Genomic DNA, 506 nt, shown 5'->3' with positions numbered 1-506 from the left:
TTTTACGCACCTTGATGTTAGGAAGAGAGCTACTCAACAAGAGCGCAAAAACCATTGAGTTGTCCTTTGGGCAAGCAATCAAATTTAAAGAACTCAATAACCTCAACGATGATCAGATCGTCAATTATCTAAGGCTTAACACCTACCTGCTTAACCGCGATGTAAGTGCCACTCAGCAAACGGTCTCAGACAATGATCTCTTACCTATTGCGGTAGGGTTACCCATAGGCCAATTACTTGAAGAGCTGCACAGCTTACCGACAGAAACCCAATTGCTTCAAAATGGCGAGTTCGACGTGTACTGCGCCAGCGCACAGCAGATCCCATCTCTCCTGCATGAAATTGGCCGCTTGCGAGAACATAATTTCCGTCAAGTTGGCGAAGGGACCGGACAAGCGATAGACATCGATCATTTCGATCATGATTACCTGCACCTGTTTGTGTGGGATCGTGAGAACCAATGCATGGTAGGAGCTTACCGTCTTGGATTAGTTGATCAATTATTG

General features: G+C 45.7%; 1 protein-coding gene. It reads left to right on the top strand.

The window, feature by feature from the left end; all coding sequences use genetic code 11:
- Positions 1-506: lysophospholipid acyltransferase family protein (locus R7044_RS28395; RefSeq protein WP_225456437.1), on the top strand; the 506-nt coding region annotated here is incomplete at both ends.

This window comes from Vibrio sp. 1402 (assembly GCF_033340275.1).
Note: the sequence above shows the minus strand (reverse complement) of the source record. Positions and strands in the feature narration are given on the sequence as shown.